At 64.1% G+C, this 16,001-nt stretch carries 15 protein-coding genes; 9 read left to right on the top strand and 6 right to left on the bottom strand.

Going from position 1 to position 16,001, the window contains the following annotated elements; genetic code table 11:
- The first annotated feature begins 181 nt into the window (after positions 1–181).
- The 6 genes from WH367_RS22445 to WH367_RS22420 all read left to right on the top strand — a co-directional run bounded on the left by WH367_RS22445 (position 182) and on the right by WH367_RS22420 (position 4,978).
- A complete protein-coding gene (locus tag WH367_RS22445) occupies positions 182–436 on the top strand; it encodes a hypothetical protein (protein ID WP_148293016.1) in 255 nt (84 codons plus the stop codon).
- 161 nt (positions 437–597) lie between these two features.
- Positions 598–1,140 (top strand): Chromate resistance protein ChrB, encoded by a 543-nt coding sequence (locus WH367_RS22440; RefSeq protein WP_339537739.1) that lies wholly within the window; start codon positions 598–600, stop codon positions 1,138–1,140.
- Positions 1,124–2,347: an MFS transporter gene (locus WH367_RS22435; RefSeq protein ID WP_339537738.1), complete on the top strand. Its 1,224-nt coding sequence runs from the start codon at positions 1,124–1,126 to the stop codon at positions 2,345–2,347. The genes WH367_RS22440 and WH367_RS22435 overlap by 17 nt, the downstream gene beginning before the upstream one ends.
- Before the next feature lie 263 nt (positions 2,348–2,610).
- Positions 2,611–2,937, top strand: a complete 327-nt coding sequence (locus tag WH367_RS22430; RefSeq protein ID WP_339537737.1) for a DUF3649 domain-containing protein — start codon at positions 2,611–2,613, stop codon at positions 2,935–2,937.
- On the top strand, positions 2,934–4,649 hold the full coding sequence (locus WH367_RS22425; RefSeq protein WP_339537736.1) for a PepSY-associated TM helix domain-containing protein: 1,716 nt from the start codon (positions 2,934–2,936) through the stop codon (positions 4,647–4,649). Before WH367_RS22430 ends, WH367_RS22425 begins: the two co-directional genes overlap by 4 nt.
- Positions 4,646–4,978: a DUF3325 family protein gene (locus WH367_RS22420; RefSeq protein ID WP_021025211.1), complete on the top strand. Its 333-nt coding sequence runs from the start codon at positions 4,646–4,648 to the stop codon at positions 4,976–4,978. The genes WH367_RS22425 and WH367_RS22420 overlap by 4 nt, the downstream gene beginning before the upstream one ends.
- 62 nt (positions 4,979–5,040) lie before the next feature.
- Here the strand turns inward: WH367_RS22420 and WH367_RS22415 are convergent, their stop codons facing one another.
- Positions 5,041–5,529, bottom strand: a complete 489-nt coding sequence (locus tag WH367_RS22415; RefSeq protein ID WP_021025210.1) for a hypothetical protein — start codon at positions 5,527–5,529, stop codon at positions 5,041–5,043.
- Positions 5,530–5,826: 297 nt separating this feature from the next.
- Here WH367_RS22415 and WH367_RS22410 point away from each other — a divergent pair, with 297 nt between their 5' ends.
- Complete coding sequence (locus WH367_RS22410) at positions 5,827–6,690, top strand: transglutaminase-like domain-containing protein (protein ID WP_027010494.1); 864 nt, start codon at positions 5,827–5,829, stop codon at positions 6,688–6,690.
- A gap of 355 nt (positions 6,691–7,045) precedes the next feature.
- Positions 7,046–8,701 (top strand): hypothetical protein, encoded by a 1,656-nt coding sequence (locus WH367_RS22405; protein WP_339519498.1) that lies wholly within the window; start codon positions 7,046–7,048, stop codon positions 8,699–8,701.
- A 912-nt stretch (positions 8,702–9,613) separates the two neighbouring features.
- Here WH367_RS22405 and WH367_RS22400 read toward each other — a convergent pair.
- Together WH367_RS22400 and WH367_RS22395 are read right to left on the bottom strand one after the other, a co-directional pair.
- Positions 9,614–10,621: a Bug family tripartite tricarboxylate transporter substrate binding protein gene (locus tag WH367_RS22400; protein WP_339537735.1), complete on the bottom strand. Its 1,008-nt coding sequence runs from the start codon at positions 10,619–10,621 to the stop codon at positions 9,614–9,616.
- A gap of 21 nt (positions 10,622–10,642) precedes the next feature.
- Complete coding sequence (locus WH367_RS22395; RefSeq protein ID WP_339537734.1) at positions 10,643–11,824, bottom strand: M20 aminoacylase family protein; 1,182 nt, start codon at positions 11,822–11,824, stop codon at positions 10,643–10,645.
- Positions 11,825–11,952: 128 nt separating this feature from the next.
- Here WH367_RS22395 and WH367_RS22390 point away from each other — a divergent pair, with 128 nt between their 5' ends.
- Positions 11,953–12,861 (top strand): LysR family transcriptional regulator, encoded by a 909-nt coding sequence (locus WH367_RS22390; RefSeq protein ID WP_339537769.1) that lies wholly within the window; start codon positions 11,953–11,955, stop codon positions 12,859–12,861.
- Positions 12,862–12,942: 81 nt separating this feature from the next.
- Here the strand turns inward: WH367_RS22390 and WH367_RS22385 are convergent, their stop codons facing one another.
- The 3 genes from WH367_RS22385 to WH367_RS22375 all read right to left on the bottom strand — a co-directional run bounded on the left by WH367_RS22385 (position 12,943) and on the right by WH367_RS22375 (position 15,998).
- Positions 12,943–13,569 carry a LysE family translocator gene (locus tag WH367_RS22385; RefSeq protein ID WP_339537733.1) on the bottom strand — a complete coding sequence of 209 codons (627 nt, stop codon included), beginning with the start codon at positions 13,567–13,569 and terminating at the stop codon, positions 12,943–12,945.
- Positions 13,570–13,732: 163 nt separating this feature from the next.
- Positions 13,733–14,110 carry a nuclear transport factor 2 family protein gene (locus WH367_RS22380; protein WP_339537732.1) on the bottom strand — a complete coding sequence of 126 codons (378 nt, stop codon included), beginning with the start codon at positions 14,108–14,110 and terminating at the stop codon, positions 13,733–13,735.
- A 118-nt stretch (positions 14,111–14,228) separates the two neighbouring features.
- Positions 14,229–15,998 (bottom strand): cytochrome c biogenesis protein DipZ, encoded by a 1,770-nt coding sequence (locus tag WH367_RS22375; RefSeq protein WP_339537731.1) that lies wholly within the window; start codon positions 15,996–15,998, stop codon positions 14,229–14,231.
- Positions 15,999–16,001 lie beyond the last annotated feature (3 nt).

Below are 16,001 nucleotides of genomic sequence, written 5' to 3'. Positions count from 1 at the left end.
GGAGGGCGGGTCTGTTGTCAGCCATTGCCGCAAGTGACTGTTCTTGGGTGCTGCATATGAAACAAGCCGGTACTCCTATGCTATGTTTGTGACAGCCGCAGGATGACAACACGCGACCGGTCGGAGGGTTGTGTGTTGCAGACCTGATTTTTCATTGCGATGCGCCCGAAGAGGAGGCCGTATGAGATCCCGTGCAAAGTCTTTGTCGGAATTGCAAATCACCGTGGTCACCCCCGACCAGATCAAGCTGTTCAAGATGGCTTATCTGGCAGGCATTACCGATGCGGCAGCCATTTTTGATGCCGACAGTGAACTGGTCGCCAGTGACGAGGTGGCCGAGCGTATTACGCAGGCCTTGGACGAGGCGGTAGCCTCTTTTGAAGACGATTGCCTCTCGGTGGGGCCCTGCCATCTGGCACCCGAATCCGATACCTAACGCCCCTTGCTGCGCCCAGCCAGCCCCGCCTGCGGGGCTTTTTTACGCCCGTAGCGAGGGCAGGTCTGGGTTCAGGGTCATTAAAAAATTCATCTGATACAGCTGTTGAAAGTTGTTCGTTAACTTTAAAATGAAACGGTCGTCACAAAAATGGATGAGCGATGGATGCTGTTAAATGGTTGCTGCTGACCTATAAAGTCCCGGCTGAGCCCACGGCCAAACGCATGGCGCTGTGGCGGCGCCTCAAGGCTCTGGGGGCCGTGTACCTGCAAAACGGTGTGTGCTTGCTGCCCAAGACCGATGACCATGTGCGCCGGCTCAAGGTGCTGGAGAACGACATTGCCGCGATGGACGGGGATTGCGTGCTGCTGGAGACCATTGCGCTCGACCGGCTGCAGGAGGACAAGGTCATCACCCGCTTCAAGGCCGACCGCGACGACCAGTACCGCGAACTGCTGGGCCGCTGCCAGGATTTCGAGGCCGAGATCGCCAAGGAGATCGCGATCGAGAAGTTCACTTATGCCGAGCTGGATGAAGAAGAGACCGACCTGAAAAAACTGCAGGCCTGGTACGAGAAGATCCGCAAGCTGGACTTCTACGACGCGCCACTGGCAGTGACGGCGGCCGAGCGCCTGCAGCACTGCGAATCCTTGCTGGAGGCCTACGCCCAACGGGTGTACGACGCGCATGACGAAAACCGTTGAACCCCAACAACCCGCAGGCGACAGCGCGTTGCAGCGCGGCGCACGCGCAGTGCCGCGCAGCGTCTGGGCGCTGGGCTTTGTCTCGATGCTGATGGATATCTCGTCCGAGATGGTGCATGCGCTCTTGCCGATCTACATGGTGGCAGTACTGGGCACCTCGGTGCTGGCGGTGGGCCTGATCGAGGGCATTGCCGAGGCCACGGCCTCCATCGTCAAGGTGTTCTCCGGCGCGATCAGCGACCGTTTTGGCAAACGCAAGCTGCTGGCCGTGCTGGGCTATGGCCTGGGCGCACTGACCAAGCCGGTGTTTCCGCTGGCGGGCGGCCTGGAATGGCTGGTGGGCGCGCGCTTTGTGGACCGGGTGGGCAAAGGCATTCGCGGCGCGCCCCGTGATGCGCTGGTGGCCGATGTGACCCCGCCGCATTTGCGCGGCACCGCCTACGGCCTGCGCCAGACCCTGGACACCATCGGTGCCTTTACCGGCCCCTTGCTGGCCATCGGCCTGATGTGGTGGACGGCGGACAACTACCAGCTGGTGTTCTGGCTGGCGGTGCTGCCGGCATTTGCGGCGGTGGCGGTGCTGGTGTTTTTTGTGAAGGAGCCCGCATCTCCTGTCGCCAAACAGCCGCGCCAGCTGCCCTTGCGCAAGAGCGAACTGCAGCGTTTGCCCCGGGCTTACTGGATGGTCGTGGGCCTGGGCCTGGTGTTCACCTTGGCGCGGTTCAGCGAGGCGTTTTTAATTCTGCGCGCGCAGTCGGCTGGCCTGCCTCCGATGTGGGCGCCTGCGGTGCTGGTCGTCATGGGCCTGGCCTACGCGCTGTCGGCCTATCCGGCCGGGGTTCTGTCGGACCGCCGCCCCCGGCAGGATGTGCTGCTCGCCGGCCTGGGCTTGCTGGTGGCCGCCGATCTGGTGCTGGCCTTTGTGCCAGGTGTGCTGGGCCTGGGGCTGGGCGTGGCGCTGTGGGGCCTGCACATGGGTTTTAGCCAGGGCCTGTTCAACGCGATGATTGCCGACAGCGCGCCGGCCGAGCTGCGTGGCACGGCGTTTGGCATTTTCCATTTGCTCACCGGTGTGGCCTTGCTGCTGGCCAGCGTGATTGCCGGGCTGCTCTGGGACGCCATTGGCTACCAGGGCACCTTTGTCTGCGGCGCGGGCTTTGCGCTGCTGGCGGCGCTGGGGGTGCTGCTGCAGCGCCGGCGGGGTTGAGCCGCCCGGCTGGCCCCGCGTTGGTTTCAAACGGCCCTTCGGGGCCGTTTTTGACGGGGCCGTTTGCAGCGTAGGCATTGCGCTGGCTCCTCCATTGCGGCTCTCATGGCGCTGGGCCGCAGCATTATCGGTGTTCAAATATTTATCAAGACTCATTCTCATTTAAAATACCGCGCGGCGCTGCCAGGCCTGCGGTATGACAGGCATGCTCTGGCGCCCCGGGCCATGCCGCAGTGGCGGGCCCTGCTCACAGGATGGTCAAGATGCAAACAGTCCCCAACCCCCCACCAGCACCCAGCCTGCTGGGCTACCGCACGCGTGTCGCGTCGCGGGCCATCGCCGCCATCGGCGGCGGTTATGCCTTGGCAGCGGCTTCTGCCGCAGCGGGGGCCGTGGGCTTTCAAGAGTTGGGCATGGCCCGGGTGGATGCAACGATGGCGGCCACGATGCTGGCCTTTGTGGTCTACGCGATCGCGGCGATGTGGGCCTTTGGCTGCGCAACGGCACTGCGCGCCTGGCTGGGCATTGCCTTGCCGACTGGCGCATTGGCACTGATCGCCTGGGCATTGGCACCGGGAGCAGCGGCATGAGGGTCGACGGCAAACCGGAGGGCCTGCGCCAGTCGATGTCCTGGTTGCATACCTGGAGCGGGCTGCTGCTGGGCTGGCTGCTGTATGCGGTGTTCTTTACCGGCACCTTGAGCTTTTTCCGCAATGAGATCACCGACTGGATGCGGCCCGAGCTGCACCAGTCCGTGCCCGATGCGGGCACCGCCCAGCGCGGGCTCGATGCCATGCAAGCGATTGCGCCCAAGGCCACGACCTGGACCTTGTCCCTGCCCAACGAGCGCCAGACGGCGATTGAGGCCTCTTGGCGCGAGCCCGGCGCCGCCGCTGGCCGTGCCGGCACCCAGCGCACCACCTTGGATGCCGGCACCGGCGAGCAGCTGCAGCCGCGCGAGACCCGGGGCGGCGCCTTTTTGTACCGCTTCCATTTCGAGCTCTATGCGATGCCGCGTATCTGGGGCCGCTGGATTGTGGGCTTTGCGACGATGCTGATGCTGGTGGCCATCATCAGCGGGGTGATTACGCACAAGAAGATCTTCAGCGACTTCTTCACCTTCCGCCCGCGCAAGGGCCAGCGTTCCTGGCTGGATGCGCACAATGCCACGGCCGTGCTGGCGCTGCCTTTTCACCTGGTGATCACCTTCAGCGGCCTGGTGCTGCTGATGAATATGCTGATGCCCTGGGGCGTGCAGACGGCCTACAACGGCGACAGCAACGCCTATTTCTCGGAATTGCGCGGCAACCGCCAGGCGCAACCGGGTGCGGCCAATGGCAACGCTGCGCGCGAAGGCGGCCGCGCCAACCGGCAGGCCGATGCCGCAGCCGACACGCCCATCGCCATGGCCCCGGTAGGCCCGATGCTGGACGCCGCGCTACAGCAGTGGCCCGCCCATGGCGTGGGCAGCATCACCGTCAACGCACCGAACACCGCCCGCGCCACGGTGGAGCTGCGCGAGGGCGGTGGCTCCAGCCTGGTCAACCGGGGTGCGGCATCGACCTTGTTGTTTGATGGCGTGACAGGCGAGCCACGCCAGGCGCCCGAAGCGGCCGCCATCTCCTGGCCACGTGCGACCAGCAATGTGGTGTCCAGCCTGCACCTGGGCCGCTTTGCTGAGCCGCTAGTGCGCTGGCTGCTGTTCTTGAGTGGCGTCGTCGGCACCACCATGGCGGCGACCGGCATGGTGCTCTGGGTCGTCAAGCGCCTGCCCGAGCGGCGCAAGCTGGGCCGCACGCCCCATGGCCACCGCCTGGTGGAGGTGCTCAATGTGGGTGCGATCGCCGGCCTGTCGGTCGCTACCGCCTCGTTCTTCTGGTTCAACCGCTTGCTGCCTGCCGATCTGGTTGGCCGCAGTGATTGGGAGATTCGCGGCTTCTTTACGGTGTGGGCGCTGTGCCTGCTGCACCCCCTGCTGCGCCCGCACCGCCAGGCCTGGCGCGAGCAGATGCTGCTGGCCACCGTGCTGCTGGCCTTGTTGCCGCTGCTCAATGGCCTGAGCGGCGGTGCATGGCTGCCACAGAGCATCGCTAATGCGCAGTGGAGCATTGCCGGTTTTGATTTGATGATGCTGGCGTTGGCGGCCTTGCATGGCTGGGTCGTGTGGTGGCTGGCACGCAGCAGGCAAACTGCGACGCCCGCTGCGCGCAAACCCGCAGCCGCTGCCAAGCCTGCAGCCGCTGATGCCGGTTTGCTGGCGCCGCATGCAGCTGTAGCCAGCGCGATGGAGCAGCAACGATGATCGCTATCGCAAGTCTGCTGTGGGCCTTTGCCGGTTTTGCGGCGCTGGCGGCCGCCATGGACCGCCATGAGGAACAACTGGCTACCGCCGCGCTCGCCACCACAAAGCGCCATGGCTGGCAAGCGGGCGGCAGCGCCTTGCTTTTGCTATCGCTGCTGGCCTGCTTGCAGCGCTGGAACGCCTCGGTCGGCATCGCTGCTTGGCTGGGCCTGTTGACGTTGGCGGCGATGGCCTGGGGCCTGGTGCTGACCTATGCGCCCGAGCGCGCGCGTCGCTTGGCCCTGGCTGCCGCTGCCTCGGGGCTGCTGGCAGCGGCCCTCGCCTACTGAACGCAGAACGCCGCGCCAGGCAATGACCTGACGCGGCGTTATTGTCTCAAAGGCAGTCTGTTTTAGCCCTGGTTGGTCTGCTTGTAAGCGCGGTTGGCGCGTTCCCAAGCGGCCTTTACGGCGGGCTCAGCCTCTGGCCAGCCCAGGCGGCTTTGCGCACGCTCTGCCTGCCAGCGGCGTTCCCAGTCGCTGCGCGCATCGTCCCAATCGACCAGGCCATCGCGCACCGACTGGTAACCGGCGCGGTAGGCGGGCGCGTAGTCGTCATAGGTATAGCCGTCGGCAAAGTAGGGCTCGCGCTGGTAGGCGTCCGACCAGTAGGCATCTTCAGCGGTGGGGTTGACGGCTTCGGCAGCGCCCTTGCCGGCCAGGCCGCCAATCACGGCGCCAACGACACCGCCCACGGCGGTGCCGACGGGCCCTGCGACCGAGCCTGCGGCCGCGCCGGTCAGCGCGCCACCAGCGGCGCCAATGCCCGTGCCAATGGGGTGGGCGCCGGGCTCATCGGTGATCGGATCGGGGTTGAGTTTGGGGTCATGGGGATGGGTCATGCTGTGCTCCTGGGTTCGGTGGAGGACTTGGGTCCTGGTGCCTCCATGGTGCGGCGCTGACCGCGCCCGGGCCGTAGGACAAGCGCAGCAGCGCTGGTACGACGGGCCTGTGCAGGTCTGTCACCCCCGCCTTGCAGCCAGGTAGTGGGGGACCACAAGGGAGCAGGGCGTTTGCCTGACAGACGGCGTCTGCATCTGGCCGCACACTGGTTGCAGCGCAGCCGTTTGCCAATGGATGCGGGCTGGGTCTGCCACCAGCCAGGAATCTTCCTCAACGATGGCCCAGAAGCCCACGCCATGATTCGACTGCAGTTCTCTTTGGAGCTTGCCTATACGGTGCTGACCCCCAGCGCCGACTTTTTCTTCAACTTCCACCCCGCCTTCACCCCGCAGCAGTCGGTGGTGCAGGAGCACCTGAGCGTCAACCAGGCCGGTGCCACCTGGCAGTTGCAGCAAGATGCCGATGGCCAGCGCAGCCTGCGGCTGCAAGCGCAAACCGGCCCGCTCCAGCTCAACTACCAGGCCACCGTCGAGATGCGCCACTACTGCGACGACCCCGAGAGCATTGCCGAGGTGCCGCTCTACCAGTTGCCGCTGGAAGCGCTGCGCTATATCTACCCCAGCCGCTACTGCCAGTCCGACCGGCTTGCCGCCTATGCCTACGATTTGTTTGGGCAACAGGCCCCCGGTTATGCGCGTGCCCAGGCCGTGTGCGACTGGGTGCAGCAGCATGTGAAGTTCCGCTCCAACAGCAGCAGCGGCACCACCTCGGCTGTCGATACCTTGGTCGAGTGCGTCGGCGTTTGCCGCGATTTTGCGCACCTGATGATCGCCATGTGCCGCGCCATCAACCTGCCGGCCCGCTTTGTGACAGGCACTGACTATGGCGCCGACCCCGCCCTGGGACCACCGGATTTCCATGCCTATGTGGAGGTTTACCTGGGCGGGCGCTGGTACCTGTTTGACCCTTCGGGCACCGCCATTCCCATGGGCATGATGCGGCTCGCGACCGGCCGGGATGCCGCCGACGCAGCGTTTGCGACCATCTTTGGTGGCGTGACCAGCGAGGCGCCGCGCATCGAGGTGGTGGCTGAGCACGATGGCGGGCAGTGGCAGCTGCCAGTGCACACCCGGCAGGGGCTGTCGACGGCGCTGGTCTGAGCTGTTGTCCATGCATGGAGGTAACGGCTAGCTCATTTGGCAAATGAAAGGAGCCATTGAATCTGGCTCGCTACCAAAGCGGGTTGTCAATGTAAGTGAGTGCCAATTGACATTTTTATTTCTTTGCAGAAGAGAAACAGAAAATTCGTACTGAATTTTGCGTGTTTTTTTGCTAGGCACGCCTAATTTTCTGCTTCTACTCCCTCAAGGGCAGCGGTTGTTTGAAATGCACGCGTTGATTTGTATAAATTTAGCAACATTTCGGCGCTGAAAAGTCTGATTTTAGGTTTCCAAGGGTAAGTGAATTGTTATTGCTGTGACAATTCTTGCGCGAATCTTACCCATTGGAAAATGTATGCATCTATTTGAAGAGTTGTTTAAGCGATGTGGTGCGGCGAGGCGCGCTATTGCCGCTGCCATGCTGGCGTTTGTTGCTGTGCTGCCAGGCACCGTTTTGGCGCAGGATGTGCTCTACCTCACACCTGATAACGCCACTCCCGATAACTACGGCATTTTGACGTTCACCGCCGGTGGATTGACCAACCGCTTTGGCCCGGCTGGCACTGGCTGGGTAGATGGCCGTGGTTGGCTATCCAGGGCTACCCCGCTGGATCCGGCGATATTTGACGGCAAGAAACTGGTTGTGGTGACGACGGTATTTGAGCCGCTGAATCTCAACCAGATCGATGTGCTCAAGACCGCAATCACCACCCGTCCAGACACGGCTTTTGTGATATTTGCGGATGGCTGTTGCCAAGCGGATCGCAATCTTGCCCCGATTGCGTCCATTCTGAATGACGCGACTAACTGGGGTATCAGCATTGCTTCTACGCAGACTGGCGGCGCCATTGCCTCGCCGCTCAACACAGCGTCGCCCTACCAGGCAAGCTTTAACGGCTTGAACCCGCTCCAGGGCTCCGCCTATCGCACGATTCAGAACGTTCCAACAGCCAATGCGCTGTATCTACCTCAGGGGGCCAGCATTCCGGTGGCCGCTGCACGTACCTCGGCTTACGGCTTTTTCGCGCCGAAGACCGCGATGAACGGTGGCAGCTGCACTTTCCTCACGGCCGATGCATCACCATTTGGTACAGACAGCGGTGCTAACCAGGCACGCGCAAATCGGATCATTGATGCGTTTGCGAAGGCGGCGTTGGATGAGGATGGTGCTTGCAAGCAGGCGGTGCCGGATGTCGATTTGGCCGTCAGCTTTGACGGCCCAGCGGCGCTGGGCGCTGTGCCGCAAGCCTATACCCTGGACGTGAAGAACCTGGGTGCGACGGCCAGCACCGCGAATACGACAGTGACGGTGACACTACCTTCGGGCTATTCGGCCCAGCAGTTGCCAAGCGCTTGCGCAGCACTGGCTGCACCGCAAAATGGCTTTGCGTGTACCGTAGGCCCATTGGCTGCGCTAAATGGCCAGGCACGCTATAGCGTAGCATTGCAGCGCGCCGTTGGCGCTGCACCGGCTTCGAGCTCGGCCGTGGTTGACGCCGCTCCCAATGGCGAGACGGTCACCGCCAACAACACTGCGACTTTGTTGTTCACCACCGCTCCGGATGTGGCGATCGACTTGGGTGGGCTGCCCCTGTCGGGCACGGTAGGCAGCGCCTATAGCGGTAGCTTCCAATGCACGAACAGCGGCACGGCGGACATGGCCGATGCTGCCTGCACCGTGACCGGTTTGCCCGAAGGCGTGCAGGTCGGCGCCTGCACCCTCCATGGTGCTGCCTGGTCCTCTCCCGGTGTGATTCCTGAGGGGCAGTCAGTGGTCTGCCAAGTCAGCGGCACTGCTAGCCAGGACAGCGTATTTGCAGTGCAAGGCACAGGCGGCTCCAGCACGGCAAATGCCAGCGTGACCATTGGTGTGCCAGCGCCCGATCCAGATCCAGTTCCTGTTGCAGCAACCCCGGTGCCAACGCTTTCACTGTGGAGCCAATCACTGATCAGCGGTCTGTTGGTGGCTCTGGGCTTGGTGGCGGTGCACCGTAGGCGCAGCCAGCGCTGATCTGCACGGGCCGCTGTGGGTGCGAGCCTGCACTGCAAGTGCAAGCTTGCGCAAGCCCAGCCAAACCGCATGGCTTCCCCGCGGCCCGCTTGCGGCAGGTGCAAGCACCTGTTGGTGGCGAGATTGCGCGATGCTGATTTGTTGATGCAGCACAAAGACTCGCCATTGCGCTTGGCAACTGCGTAGCCCAAAAAAATGCCGCCCCAGTGGGGCGGCAGTGCATTCAAGAAGAAAGCCGATCCTGAAAAACAGGGTGTCCATGCAAATCAAGAGAGGGAGGGAGGGTACGCATGAACTCGGCGAAAGCGATGGTCAAATTCTAGGACGGCTATCGCGGCTCAATGGGCTAACGCATGGCGCAATCGTCAGCAATTGACAAAAAAAAGAGCCCGCATGACTGCGGGCTCCAAGGTCGTTTTCCTTTTCTTCTACTTCTACCTCCCTCCAGAGGAATCGAGATCATATGTCAAAACTATGACTAGCTGATAATCATAAATTCAACAAATGTCAGCTTCTTGAAAGCTAGAGAATTTCAAGCAGAAATTCACCAATCTAATGCTAAATGCTATCAACCTGTCAAATTGATAAATGCTGCAGTGGTTGCCTGTGCGGCAGCCGGATTTTCCATAAACAGCGGCGTCGAATCAGCAGGTTGCACGCGCCGCTAGTTGGTGTCAATCGTTACCGGATGCATTGCTGTTTAGCATGCACTGGGCGCAACTGATTGTTGACCGTGCAATATTATGTACTAATTTTGATAGCGAAAAGCCGCAGCTTGCCGAGCGCGTGACAGCATGAAGAAGCGCTTTGGTGCGGCGGGGCGGGCTTAACGGCGATTTGGAGGGCCGGCGAAGCAGGCCAGCCCTACGAGAGGGCTGGCGTCAAAGGCAGATTGCGTCTTTGAACAGACTCTTAGGCCACCGGCTTGCGGCCCACCGTGCGGATCAGCTCACCCACGCGCAGCATGTACTGGTCAAAGGCCTGGTTGGCAGCAGCCTGGCTGCCGGTGGGCTGGGCAACGGTGCGGCCTTCGGCCTCCAGGCGGGCACGGATCTCGGGGTTTTGCAGCGCCGCGCCAATGGCATTGCGCAACAGGCTGACCCGCTCGGCCGGGCAGCCTTGCTTGACAAAGTAGCCGCCACTGATGGTGTAGGCAAAGTCAGGCAACTGCTGGCTTTGGCTGATCAGCGGGATATGGGCCAGGGGGGTGGGCAGCTCCTTGGAGAAGCTGGTGACCACCTTGAGCCGGCCCTGGGCCTGCATCGCATCAAAGCTGGTCTGGTAAGGCAGGATCGCCAGGTCCACCTCGCCACCAGCCACGCCTTGCAAGGCGGGGGCGCCGCCCTTGTAGGGCACATGCAGCAAGGGCGCGCCCACGCGTGTGGCCAAGGCCTCGCCCATCAGGTGGTAGATGGAATCAATGCCCACGGTGGCGTAGGTGAGCGGCTTGGCGCTGCTTTGCTTGGCCAGCGCAATCACCTTGTCCAGGGAGTCGGCCTGCAGGCCATTGCGGGCCAGCAGCACGATATGCGCTTCGCTGATCGGCGCGACCAGGCTGAAATCCTTGGGTGCGTAGCGGGCCGAGGGGTTGAGCATGGGCGCCAGAAACACCTCGTTGATCGAGCCATGGAAGAACGTATAGGCATCGGCCTGCGCGCTCAAGACCTTGTTGGCGCCGATGAGGCCGGTGCCGCCGCCGTAGTTCTCGACCACGACCTGCTGCTTGAGCGTCTTGCCAATGGATTCGCCAAAGATGCGGGCGGCGGTATCGCTGGCGCCGCCTGCTGGGTAGGGCACCACCAGCGACAAGGGCTTGCTGGGGTAGCCATCGGCGGCCCAGGCCGGTTGTGTGGCCAGCCACGGGGCGCCTGCCAGCAGGCTGGCGTATTGAAGGAACTGGCGGCGATGGGTTGCGGTCATGGTGCTCTCGCTAGGTGGGGGTTATTGCAGATAGCTGTGTGCCAGGCTGGCCCAGAAGGCCGCGCCGATGGGCAGGGCCTTGTCATTGAAGTCATACAGCGGGTTGTGCACCATGCAGCCGCCGTCCTGCCCCAGGCCATTGCCCAGCCGCACATAGGCGCCGGGGCGGTGCTCCAGCATGTAGGCAAAGTCCTCGCTGCCCATGACCGGGCCGCGCGTGACCACGTTGTCGGCGCCTAGCAGTTTGGCGGCCACTTCGCGGGCACGCTCGGTCTGCGCGGCATGGTTGACCAGCACCGGGTATTTGCGCTCGTACAGCAGATCGGCCTGGAGCTGGTAGCTCTGCGCCTGGGCGCTGACAAAGTCGCGCAGCCGGGTTTCAATCTGGTTGCGCACCTCGGGGTTGAGCGCGCGGATGCCGATCTTGATCGTCGCGCTCTCGGGCACGATGTTGTAGGTGGCGCCCGCCTGGATCGAGCCCACGGTGATGACGGCCGATTTGAGCGCATCGACCTCGCGGCTGACCAGCGACTGCAGGCCCAGCACGATGCTGGCAGCCGCCTGCATCACATCGATGCCATGGTGGGGCATGGCGCCGTGCGCCGAGCGCCCGGTCAGGGTGACGGTGGCACGGTCAAACGATGCCATGGCCGGGCCGGTGATCATGCCGATCTGGCCCACCGGCAGGCCCGGCGTGTTGTGCAGCGCATAGATTTCATCGCAGGGGAACTGCTCGAACAGGCCGTCATCGACCATGCGCAAGGCGCCGCCTTCGTTCTCTTCCGCTGGCTGAAAAATCAGGTTCAGGGTGCCGCTGTAGTCCACCGATTCGGCCAGGTAGCGCGCCGCGCACAGCAAGATGGCCGTGTGGCCATCGTGGCCGCAGGCATGCATCTTGCCGCTCAGGGTGCTGGCATAGGGCAGGCCGGTTTTTTCCTGGATTGGCAGCGCATCCATGTCGGCACGAATGCCCAGGCTGCGGCTGCCCTGGCCTTTTTTGAGGCGGCCCACGACACCGGTGCTGCCCAGACCCCGGTGCACTTCATAGCCCCAGGCCTGCAGGCGCTCGGCCACCAGGTCACTGGTGCGCAGCTCTTCAAACGCCAGCTCGGGGAAAGCATGGATCTGGTGGCGGATGCCGACAAACTCAGGCGCAAGAGCCTGCACGGCAGATAGCAAGGAGGGTTTGATAGGTGCGTTCATGGTGGGGCCGTCACAAAAAAGTCAAACCATTATCGAAACTGCCATCCGTCGCGTCCATGACAACGCCGGCAATCAAACGTTGCAAGAATCGCAACAATGGGCGGAGGCAAGCGATGTTGAACCTGGGTATGGACGATGTGCTGGACCGCAAGCGGGCGTTGTGCCTGCTGCAGATCATGGAAACCGGCTCGGTGCGCGGCGCCGCTGAGGTGCTGGCCGTGGACCCGTCGATGGTCAGCCGCACGGTCGCCCGGCTGGAGCAGGACACCGGCCTGGTGCTGCTGGAGCGGCGCGGCCGGGGCGTGGTGGTGACCGATGCCGGGCGCATGCTGGCGCTGTTTGCCCGCCGCCAGCAGGATCTGCACGACACCTTTGTCGCCGAGGTCAACAGCCTCAAGAACGCCCAATCCGGCCATCTGGACCTGGTGCTGGGCGAGGGTACGCTGGATATGGTGATGGCGCCGGTGCTGCAGCCATTTATCAAAGCCCATGGCGATGTGCGCTACCACATCAAGGTGGCGGGCACCGAAGAGGCCGTGCAGTGCATTCTGGAGGACCGCGCGCATATCGGCATCGTGTTCCAGCCACCCAACGATGCGCGCCTGCGCTCCCACCATGCGCGGCTGGCCCCCGTGCGGGTGCATGTACGCAAGGGCCATCCGCTGGCCAGCCACCAGGGCCCGCTGAGCCTGGCCGATCTGGCGCCTTACCCGGGCGCGGCACTGGAGGAATCCTTTGGCGTGCGCAAGCACATCCAGGCCGCCGAGCTGGAGGAGAACATCCGCCTGCAGCCGATGCTGACCACCAACTCCTTCAAGGTTCTGTGGGATTTTGCGGTGATGGGCCTGGGCTACATCATGACGCCGCGCTCCATTCCGCTCCAAGGCGTGGCGCTCGATACCTTGGTGTCGCTGCCACTGGCCAGCCCGGTGCTCAACCACAGCCAGCTGCATGTGGTCACCCGCAGCGGCCGGCCGCTGTCGCCGGTGGCGTCGCAATTGCTGCGCCATATGCTGGCGGCGTTTTCTGCGGCTTGATGTGGCGCCGCAACGGGACGGGCGGTGCAACGGGGCAGCGCAAGAGGGCGGCCTACCGGCCGCAAGCCCCGGCTCTGAGCCTTAGCCTGGCCGCCGTGCCAAGAGCGCCCAGACCCCGGCGGCCGACAGCAAGCCACCTCCCGCCATGTTGAACCAGCGCAGCGACCTGGGTGAGGACAGCAGCTTTCTGGCAGACGATGCAAAGGCGGCATAGAGCGTGGCGTTGAGGGTGGCCATCACGACAAAGGTCAGGGCCAGAATCCAGAGCTGGCGCGCAAGCGGTGCCTCGGCGCTGATGAACTGCGGCAAAAACGCCACGAAGAACACAATGCCTTTGGGGTTGAGCGCCGTGACCAGGTAGGTATTGGCAAACAGCTTCCAGCGCGAGCTGGAGGCAGGCGCGGCAGCCAGCTTGGACGGCGAGATGCCAGCGCGCAAGAGCTTGATGCCCAGGTAGAGCAGGTAGAGCCCGCCTGCCCATTTGACGACGGTGAACCACCAGGCCGACGCCGCCAAGAGCGCCCCCAGCCCCAACAGCGACACCACCAGCGCCGTCGAATCGCCTAGCGCCACTGCTGCGACAAGCGGTACATTGGCGCGGCGCCCCTGGGCCATCGAATAGCTGATGACCGTGAGAATCGTCGGTCCCGGAATGATGAGCAGCACGGCAGATGCTGCGACAAAGGCAAACCACAGTTCGATCGGCATGGAGGCTCCTGGTGGCGGCGGGGCAAAGCGGGATGGGGCGGGAGTCACGCGCCGGGTACTGGCGACTATGTTGGTGAGCGGGCCCTGGCGCTGTGCCATGGTACGGCGAATTGCCCCCGGGCGCTGTCTGTCGTGCGTCCCTGCCTGCGCAACCAGCCATCCACTACCAAATATCTTGGGCTGGTGTGCCCTGGTGGTAGCGCAGCTGCCAATGGCCATCTGTCAGCAACCAGATCGACGAGCGCAGCGTGTGCTTGCTGCGCAGGCCCTGCGCATCGCGCTGCGCGCTGCGGTAGGTGAGCAGCGCCACGCCGGGTGCCAGCTCGGTAGCCGCATAGCCGTCTGCCACGATCTCGGCGGCGTCCAATTCATTGCGCAGCGCCTCCAGTACCCGCTCTCGGGTATAGCGCTGGCCGGAGCGGCCTGTCTCTTCAAAGGCCGGGTGCAGCAGCTGCGACACGCGTTCGGGCTGGTGGCGGATCTCCGGGTGCTGGAGCTGGGCTTCCCGTTGTGAAAGCTGCTGTGTCAGGGTGGGGTCCATGCGCGCGTGCCTGTAGGTGTTGTTGGTGCTGGTTGCCCGCGAGGGGCAACAGGCATCCTAGCAGGCGCGCCATGCCAACCCACCAGCACCAGCAGGAGCACTTGCACGAGGGCCAGCACTAGCCAAACGTAAACGCATAGCCCTGCGCACCCGCATCCAGAAACTCGATCTCCACTGTGCGTTGCTTCACTGGGCCCTGCTGGCGCACCAGCTGGTAGAGCCGCGTGGCATCGACCTGGCCGTAGCCCTGGGCATCGACATCGCTGCCGTGGTGGATGCCTGGGGGCTGGCCGTCGATGGTCAGGCGAAAGCGCAGCGGGCCAGCACCGGCAGCGCCCAGCACCAGGTTGGCATCGCGGGCCTCAAAGCGCAGCGCCAAGCGCCCGCCCGCCTCATTGGCTTGCACCAATTCGGGCATCAAGGTCCAGTTGCCCTGCAAGGTCCAGGTGTTGAGGCGCAGCGACGCGGGCTGGTAGTCTGCCGCCTTGTCGGGGGCGGGGCGGCCTGCCAGGCGCAGGCTGCCGCCTTTGTCATAGCCCAGGTAGAGCTCCGGGCTGCGCAGGCTGGCGGTGTCGGCGGCCATGCCCAAGCCCTGGGTGTCGGGGACCGTGTTAGCAGTAGACGCAGGTGCCGTTGCCGCCGATGGCGCCTGGGCTTCGCGCAGCAGCTCGTTGAGCGCACGCTCGGTAGCCGCATAGCCGCCTTCGCCAAACTGGTGGTGGCGCACCCGCCCTTGCGCGTCGACCAGGTAGAGGGCCGGCCAGTACTGGTTGTTGAAGGCGCGCCAGATGCGGAACCCGTTGTCCTGCACGACGGGGTAGCTGATCTTGAGCTGCTGCAAGGCCTTCTCGACATTGCGGCGGTCCTTCTCGAAAGCGAACTCGGGCGCATGCACCCCAACCACGACCAGGCCGCTATCGGCATACTTTTGCGCCCAGGCCTTGACATACGGCAGCGTGCGCAGGCAGTTGACGCAGGAGTAGGTCCAGAAATTGACCAGCACCACCTTGCCGCGCAGCGCGGGGATGGATTGCGGCGCAGCATTCAGCCATTGCGTGCCGCCGTCCAGGCTGGGGCGGGTCGATTCCACCGGCAGGGAGCTGGTGTAAGGGGCGCCATCATCCAGCTGTGCTGCGGTACTGCCCGCCCGCTCGGCCGCTTGGGCCGAAGGCATGGCCGCTTGCAGCAGGCTGCTTTCCAGCCCATTGCTGCCCAAGCCGTTCAATGCGCCTGATTGTGCGAGCAGGCGGCTGTCCAGCCCGGTGGCAACGGCCAGCACGGCGGCCAGCATCGCGGCGCCTGCGGCGCGCCGGCCGCGCTCGCCTGGCAGCCAATGGGCCCGCAGGCGTGCCATCGTGCCGGCGCTGATGCGCAGGGCCGCCCACAGGGCCAGGCCGGCACCGGCCGCATAGCTCAGCAGCAGCGCGCTGGTGGCGGTGCCCGGCCCCGCCAGCGCAGCACCCGACAGCAGCAGGCCCAGCACCGGGCCGGCGCAGGGCGACCAGATGAGGCCCGTGGCCACGCCCAGCAGCGCGGAATGCAGCCAGCGGTTCTGGGTTTGCTGGGCGGCCAGCTTTACACCCATCTGCACCAGCGGCCGGCTCCACCAGGCGGTCAGGCCGGGGAACAGCAGGGAGGCGGCAAACACGCCCAGCGCCAGCAGCGCCAGGCCCCGGCCAAATTGGCTCAGCTGTACCGCCCAGGCACCGGCGGCGGCGGCCAGCGATGCAGCGGCCGCAAAGGCCAGCGCCATGCCGATCAAGAGCGGCAGGCTGCCGTGGCGGCTGGGTTGGCCCTGGCGTGCAAAGACAAAGGGCAGAACGGGCAGGATGCAGGGGCTCAGCACGCTGAGCACCCCGGCGGCAAAGGCAACAAGGTACAAGGCCATGGC

Source organism: Comamonas sp. MYb21 (assembly GCF_037479395.1).
Lineage (GTDB): Bacteria > Pseudomonadota > Gammaproteobacteria > Burkholderiales > Burkholderiaceae_C > Comamonas.
The sequence above is the reverse complement of the archived record's forward strand: the minus strand, read 5'-3'. Positions and strand labels throughout refer to the sequence as shown.